Annotated in this window: 9 protein-coding genes; 8 read left to right on the top strand and 1 reads right to left on the bottom strand. The window is 36.5% G+C overall.

Annotation, left to right across the window (positions count from 1 at the left end):
• Nucleotides 1-290: 290 nt before the first annotated feature.
• Both V7266_RS14785 and V7266_RS14780 read left to right on the top strand, forming a co-directional pair.
• Nucleotides 291-1046, top strand: coding sequence for a carboxymuconolactone decarboxylase family protein (locus tag V7266_RS14785; protein ID WP_335468658.1), 756 nt, complete (start codon nucleotides 291-293; stop codon nucleotides 1044-1046).
• Nucleotides 1047-1086: 40 nt separating this feature from the next.
• Nucleotides 1087-1497, top strand: a complete 411-nt coding sequence (locus V7266_RS14780) for a cupin domain-containing protein (RefSeq protein WP_335468657.1) — start codon at nucleotides 1087-1089, stop codon at nucleotides 1495-1497.
• A 93-nt stretch (nucleotides 1498-1590) separates the two neighbouring features.
• On the opposite strand, the gene V7266_RS14775 is transcribed toward V7266_RS14780, so the two are convergent.
• Nucleotides 1591-2139: a TetR/AcrR family transcriptional regulator gene (locus tag V7266_RS14775; RefSeq protein WP_335468656.1), complete on the bottom strand. Its 549-nt coding sequence runs from the start codon at nucleotides 2137-2139 to the stop codon at nucleotides 1591-1593.
• A gap of 217 nt (nucleotides 2140-2356) precedes the next feature.
• Here V7266_RS14775 and V7266_RS14770 point away from each other — a divergent pair, with 217 nt between their 5' ends.
• The 6 genes from V7266_RS14770 (at nucleotide 2357) to V7266_RS14745 (ending at nucleotide 5871) form a co-directional block, all read left to right on the top strand.
• The gene (locus tag V7266_RS14770) at nucleotides 2357-2584 is read left to right on the top strand and encodes a tautomerase family protein (protein WP_335468655.1); all 228 of its coding nucleotides are present in this window, start codon (nucleotides 2357-2359) and stop codon (nucleotides 2582-2584) included.
• A 96-nt stretch (nucleotides 2585-2680) separates the two neighbouring features.
• The gene (locus V7266_RS14765) at nucleotides 2681-3853 is read left to right on the top strand and encodes an MFS transporter (protein ID WP_335468654.1); all 1173 of its coding nucleotides are present in this window, start codon (nucleotides 2681-2683) and stop codon (nucleotides 3851-3853) included.
• A 12-nt stretch (nucleotides 3854-3865) separates the two neighbouring features.
• Nucleotides 3866-4222, top strand: coding sequence for a cyclophilin-like fold protein (locus tag V7266_RS14760; protein ID WP_335468653.1), 357 nt, complete (start codon nucleotides 3866-3868; stop codon nucleotides 4220-4222).
• A gap of 152 nt (nucleotides 4223-4374) precedes the next feature.
• The gene (locus tag V7266_RS14755) at nucleotides 4375-4671 is read left to right on the top strand and encodes an aldo/keto reductase (protein ID WP_335468652.1); all 297 of its coding nucleotides are present in this window, start codon (nucleotides 4375-4377) and stop codon (nucleotides 4669-4671) included.
• Between the two features lie 540 nt (nucleotides 4672-5211).
• Nucleotides 5212-5550, top strand: coding sequence for a DUF5655 domain-containing protein (locus V7266_RS14750; RefSeq protein ID WP_335468651.1), 339 nt, complete (start codon nucleotides 5212-5214; stop codon nucleotides 5548-5550).
• 24 nt (nucleotides 5551-5574) lie between these two features.
• Nucleotides 5575-5871 (top strand): hypothetical protein, encoded by a 297-nt coding sequence (locus V7266_RS14745; RefSeq protein ID WP_335468650.1) that lies wholly within the window; start codon nucleotides 5575-5577, stop codon nucleotides 5869-5871.
• The last annotated feature ends 389 nt before the right edge of the window (nucleotides 5872-6260 follow it).

Raw genomic sequence — 6260 nt, 5'->3', positions numbered from 1 at the left:
AAGGAGTCGCCTCAAGCGTTGAGGTCGAGGAAAGTCAAGGTCGTTTGGGGGATAGGAAGAAGTCGCCACAAGCGTCGAAGACCAAATTCACCTAAAGATAATCAACAATTTTAATAGATTTGTTGAGTAATCAACGAATTGCGGTAATTTAACCATTGAACGTACTCTGAATCTTTTTATAATTATAAACAGATGTTTATTAATCAATCTGTATTAATTTATTACATGCATCAAGTAAAGCTAACTTTTGGAACAATAGAAGCAAATAACTACATAATGGAGGCTTATTTATGGATCGTGTTGAAAAGAGCAAGGAAAAATACAAACAACTATTTGGCAATGGAGTACCAGCCGCAAATGCTACCGATCCTGATTTTCAGGACATTTTGAGCCGCTTCATTTTTGGAGAAGTTTTCTATCAAGGAAATCTTGATGATAAGCAACGTGAGCTAATCACTTTGGCAGTGCTTGCGACGAATCAAACGTTGCCTCAGCTCAAGGCACATGTAGGTGCCGCACTGAACGTTGGGCTGACACCTGTAGAAATCAAAGAGGCTGTTTATCAGTGTGCTCCATACATTGGATTTCCCAAAACATTAAACGCCATCAATGAAGTCAATGAGGTTTTCAAAGCAAAGGAAATCACTTTACCAATTGAAAGCCAAAAGACGGTAGATGAAGAGAGCCGTTTTGAAAAAGGACTTGCTGCACAAGTAGAGATTTTTGGCGATGTGATTGCCAAAATGCGTGAGGCTGCCCCAGCAAATCAAAAGCATATGCAGGATTATCTTTCCTCCTTTTGCTTTGGAGACTTTTACACCCGCAGCGGACTTGATTTGAAAACACGGGAGTTGTTGACACTCTGTATTATCAGTACGTTAGGCGGTTGTGAAAGCCAAGTCAAGTCACATGTGATTGGTAACAAAAATGTGGGAAATGACAAGGAAACATTAATCACTGCGATCACTCACTGCCTTCCATATTTGGGCTTTCCGAGAACACTGAACGCATTAGCTTGCGTTAATGAAATGATTCCTGAAAATTAATTGGTTAATAATAAAAATAAGGTTTATTGGAGGAATTAAAATGGCAAAACATGAAGAAGTAAAAAATGGCGTTATTTTCCCAGTGGGCGAAAAAAATCCTTTTTCACAATTTTTTGTGGGACAAAGCTATCTTAAAGGATTAGTGTCTGATCCTAAAGTCAACGTAGGTGTTGGGAATGTGACATTTGAACCAGGATGCCGAAATAACTGGCATATCCATCGTGATGGATTTCAAATTTTATTAGTAACTGGCGGCGAAGGTTGGTACCAAGAAGAAGGAAAACCTGCTCAATTCTTAAAAGCTGGCGATGTTATTGTCACTCACGATGGCGTGAAGCACTGGCATGGTGCCGCAAAAGACAGCTGGTTTGAACACATTGCCATAACTGCAGGTAAGCCGGAATGGCTGGAGCCAGTTTCAGAAGAAGAATATGAAAATGTTAATAAATAAATATAAAATAATTGATAAAACTAAACGCATCGAATCATTGAATTCGATGCGTTAGTTTTTCGTGATAAATGATTCTTTTAAAATCATAATGAATTATTCTAAATTCCTATCTAATATTGCCCCTGTTTGTTCGGCCATCACACGAGCGGGCAAAGGCATTCCATTTTTGAACCACCATTCTACAGCCCCAACGATCGCTGTTCCAAAAAATTGAAGAATAACATCTTCACTTAATCCTTGATTTTTTCCTTCGGATGTATCTACTTCAGGTTTATACTCTTCTACGACTAACTCTAAAAAACGACTACGAAAAGAAGGAGCCCCTTTACTCGCTAACATCGTCGAAAAGAATAAGTAATGATGCTCAAAGTATTCGAACCAGATATAATTTCCTTCTTGAAATGTCATATCAGATGCTGATTGGCAAAGGTCTCGGAGATTGTTCATATGTTCTTCTATCATCTTATCTAATAGATCATATTTATCCGTGTAATGAAGGTAGATCGTTCCTCGATTCACGTCTGCTCTGTCCGCAATATCCTGAATAGTAATGTCATCAAAACTTTTCTCAGTCATCAGTTCTATTAAGGCATTTTTGATAGCTTCTTGGCTTTTGGTTATTCTTCTATCCACTTTAGGCATTACTAATCACCAAACTTTCCCAAAGATAATCAACAATATAAATTGATTTGTTGAGTAATCAACGAATTGCGTTAATTTAACCATTGAACGTACTCGTAATCTTTTTATAATTATAAACAGATGTTGATTAATCAATCAATATTAATTTTTACAGTTCCAATTTAGTTGTGTAAAGGAAGTTATTCCCGAAAATAATTTAACGATAGGAGAATAGTGGATGCCACACATTATAGTAAAACTAATACCGGGTCGAACTGAGGATCAAAAGAAAGAACTTACAGATAAGATTGTGCAAGCTGTTATGGAAACAGTAAACGCTGGAAAGGAAAGTATTTCTGTTTCGTTTGAAGAAATTCCGAATGGGAAATGGGCAGAAGAAGTATATAAGCCTGATATTTTAGGAAAAGAAAAAACGTTGTATAAAAAACCAGGGTATAGTTATTAAAATAATTTCGATAGTTACTGATATGAGTATCCCTGATGTAATGCTACATTGGGGTTAACCTTAATTTGTTTTTGTAGAGGAGTGATAAGAAAAATTATGAACAACACTTGGAAAATTTACCTGTTGGCCGTTATTACCTTTATGGTGAGTACATCTGAGTACGTTATTGCAGGTATTTTAGATAAAGTCGCTGCCTCAAATCATGTTTCAGTATCGGCGGCAGGACAACTGATTACTGTATTTGCGATGGCAAATGCGTTCGGTTCTCCACTTGTCGTGATGGCGACGACAAAAATGAATCAGCGTAAGTTATTGAACCTTTCTCTTGTTTTAATGGTGCTTGGCAGCGTGATGACTATTACCCTTCCAGGCTTTGGTTTTCTGATTGTCTCTCGCATTATACTAGCTCTAGGAAGTGGAGTGTTTGCCATTGCTGCCAAGACTGCCGCAGCAAAATTAGCACCGCCCGAAAAACAAGCAGGTGCTATCGGCACAGTAATACTTGGGTTTAGTGCTGCTATTATCATTGGTGTACCAATTGGTCGTCTTGTAGCGCTCCTCTACGATTGGAAGATAATCTTTGTAGGTATCGGTGTTCTTAGTTTTCTAGCAATCTTCGTTATCATGCGAACGATTCCTGCCTCAAATAACGGGGTGGCCGTTCCTTTGGGCAAGCAACTCTCTTATTTAAAGAACTCGAAAATCTTAATGGGCCTTGGTGCAACGTTCTTTTGGCAGCTAGGATATGGGGTGATGTATTCCTATATTGCCCCATTCCTATTAACCGTTACATCCATGAAGGGTGGAGAAGTGAGCGGTGCCTTATTTGCCTTCGGTATCGCTACCTTGATTGGTTCCAAGTTTGGTGGATTCATGACGGATCGGATTGGTAACCCCAGAACTCTTGTCGGAGGTTTGGTTGTCCACGTAATCGCTTTAGTGTTGCTATCTACTATTGCCAAATCAACCGTTGTCGCCATTCCATTGCTTATGCTATGGTCATTCTCGGCGTGGTCGTCTGGTCCTGGTCTGCAGTATAATCTGGTCTGGCTTGCTCCGGAAGCTTCAGGAATTATGCTTAGCCTGTATGGCTCCTTCATACAGTTAGGGATAGCTGCGGCCGCAGGGATTGGGGGTGTAGCAGTAAGAAGTACATCCGTTCATGCAGTTAGTTGGATCGGGGCAGGATCAGTCGCCATTGCAGCCATTATTACGACGGTTTCCTTTAGACTTCGGCGTAAAGTGGCTAAATACGAGAATGTGGTTTAAAGAGGTGGTATTGTGAGTAATATCAAATTGACTTTTAATAACGAGGAAGTAATGGTAAAAGTATTTGATAACCCAACAAGCAGGGATTTTTTATCAATACTCCCTATGACTTTAACATTTGAAGATTACGCAGGAACTGAAAAAATTAGCTATTTGCCTAAAAAATTAACGAAAGAAGATGCACCATCAGGCTGTGATGCATCAGTTGGTCATTTCACTTATTATTCCCCATGGGGAAATTTAGCTATATTTTATCAGGATTTTGGAGTTGCAAATGGATTGATTAAAATAGGGAAGATTGAATCTGGTATTGAAAAGCTTGCAAGTATGAAAGGTAATTTTACCGTTACAATTGAAAAAATAGATTAAAAAACCTAAATAATCAACAATTTCATCCAGTAAATTTCTTATCTGAAAGAAGTCGAAAAACAGGAAGTCGGCGGGATATGGTTGAAGTATGTAACAAAACGTGATTAAACGCTGTTTAACAAAAGATTGAAAAATTATTGGAGGTACATTACATGATGGAATATCGTACAGTAGGAAAAACAGGAATTCAAGTTTCAAATTTATGTTTTGGTGCCATGTCTTTTGCCGGAGACGCAGATGAAGAAACATCGAAAGCCATGTATCAACGCTGTCGGGAAGCTGGTATCAACTTCTTCGATACAGCCGATGTTTATGGGTGTTCGGAGGAAATTTTAGGTGAATGCATCGCAGATGAGCGTGATTCTATCGTCCTAACATCAAAAGTGTTCTGGAACAATGTTAGTGGCTATGATGGAGAAGTGAATTTATTCTTGAATATTAAACCGTAAATGGAATGTTTAAACAAAAGGGAATATAGAAAATAAACACTTTTGAAGTTACTATGACCAAATAAAAGAGTTCCATAAGAAAAGGGTTTGTATCATATTAGAAATTACTTTCTAGTTTGATACAGCTCTTTTTTTATATTATTAAAGCTGAATGATTGCCAATCATGATTTTGCTAAAGGTACTAATTTTCTAATTGGCAAAAGCGCGCTAAGTCTTGTGGGTTCGATTCCCAAGCAGTCCCGCCAAATTAAAAGACGTATTACTTTTACTTCTATTTTTTATATTAGAATTGTACCTGAGTAAATTTAAGCTTTGCAAGAACATGCCTCAAGACATTAGATGGGCTTTTGATTTATGGAAAAGTAATTTTATACCTGCATTATGTTGAAAGGAGTAGCTAGCAAGTTTACATTGTGAAGAATTTCACTTAAAGTAAAGGGGGAGGTTAGTCGAATAAAGAAATGGTAAAATGATGTAAAAAGAGGCGAAATAAAGGTAATAAAGTTTAATATGTTAGAGTGAAATTAGGAGATGGTGATATGTCAGAAGATGAATTATTCTCAAATAAGGCATCTAATGTTTATGAAATATATTCAAAAATACTCGATTTATTGAAAGAAATTGGACCTTTTGAAATTGAGTTTAAAAAGACTTCTATACATCTTTTGAATAAATCTTCCTTTGGAGGAGTTCATCCAAAAAAGAAATGGTTAGATTTTAATTTAGTAACAAACCATCAAATTGAACACGAGAAGATTACTAAAATTGAACAAGTTTCAAAAAACAGATTTCACAATAACTTTAGATTTCTTAGTGAAGACGAACTAAATCAGGAGTTTTTAGTTCTTTTAAAAGAATCATATCAATTAATGAGTTAGTTAGAGAAAGGATATTTATTACCAATGAACAGCATTTTCTTAGGAATTATATCTGGTATAATATTTGGTTTATTATCTGTACTACTAATGCTCCCGATGAAATTTGAAAATAAACGTATTGCTATTATTGGTTCATTTATTAATCGTTTTACGATTGGTTTCTTAATATCAATAACTGTTCTTCCTATGTATGGTTGGACAAAAGGAATTTTGATAGGGTTGTTAATTAGCCTCCCAGACGCACTTATTACAAAAGCCTATTTACCAATCATTGGCTTAGGAGTAATCGGAGGAGCTATTATTGGAGGCTTTATTGGCTAAAGTAGTTAGAAAGGTCCGTATCGATAATCTTATTGAACTACCATGGAAAAAGGTATAAAATTCCATCCTTTGTGGTGAAGATATGCTTCATGAATGGCTAATGGGGAGATTAGTTCAACAAGAAATGGGTTAAAACAAATTTTATTGGCCTCCTTGGATATAAAAAAGCACCCGTTTTAAGAGTGCTTAATGGTTCTTACAGAAAATCTAATTGATGCTTATTCTTGATAAGTAAAAGACTTTGTTCGTTATTAAAGCTTAGAGAAACGTTTGTTACATTCTTCAGCTTATTAAGTTAGTTAAACTTTCAGATCTAACACCTATCAAAGGTACTTGGGATTAAAATAGCTGAGGCAATCCCCTTATATTGACTAAACCAGCTAATAGTT

It is taken from the genome of Neobacillus drentensis (genome assembly GCF_036965645.1).
Classification (GTDB): Bacteria; Bacillota; Bacilli; order Bacillales; family Cytobacillaceae; genus Neobacillus; species Neobacillus drentensis_D.
Note: the sequence above shows the minus strand (reverse complement) of the source record. Positions and strands in the feature narration are given on the sequence as shown.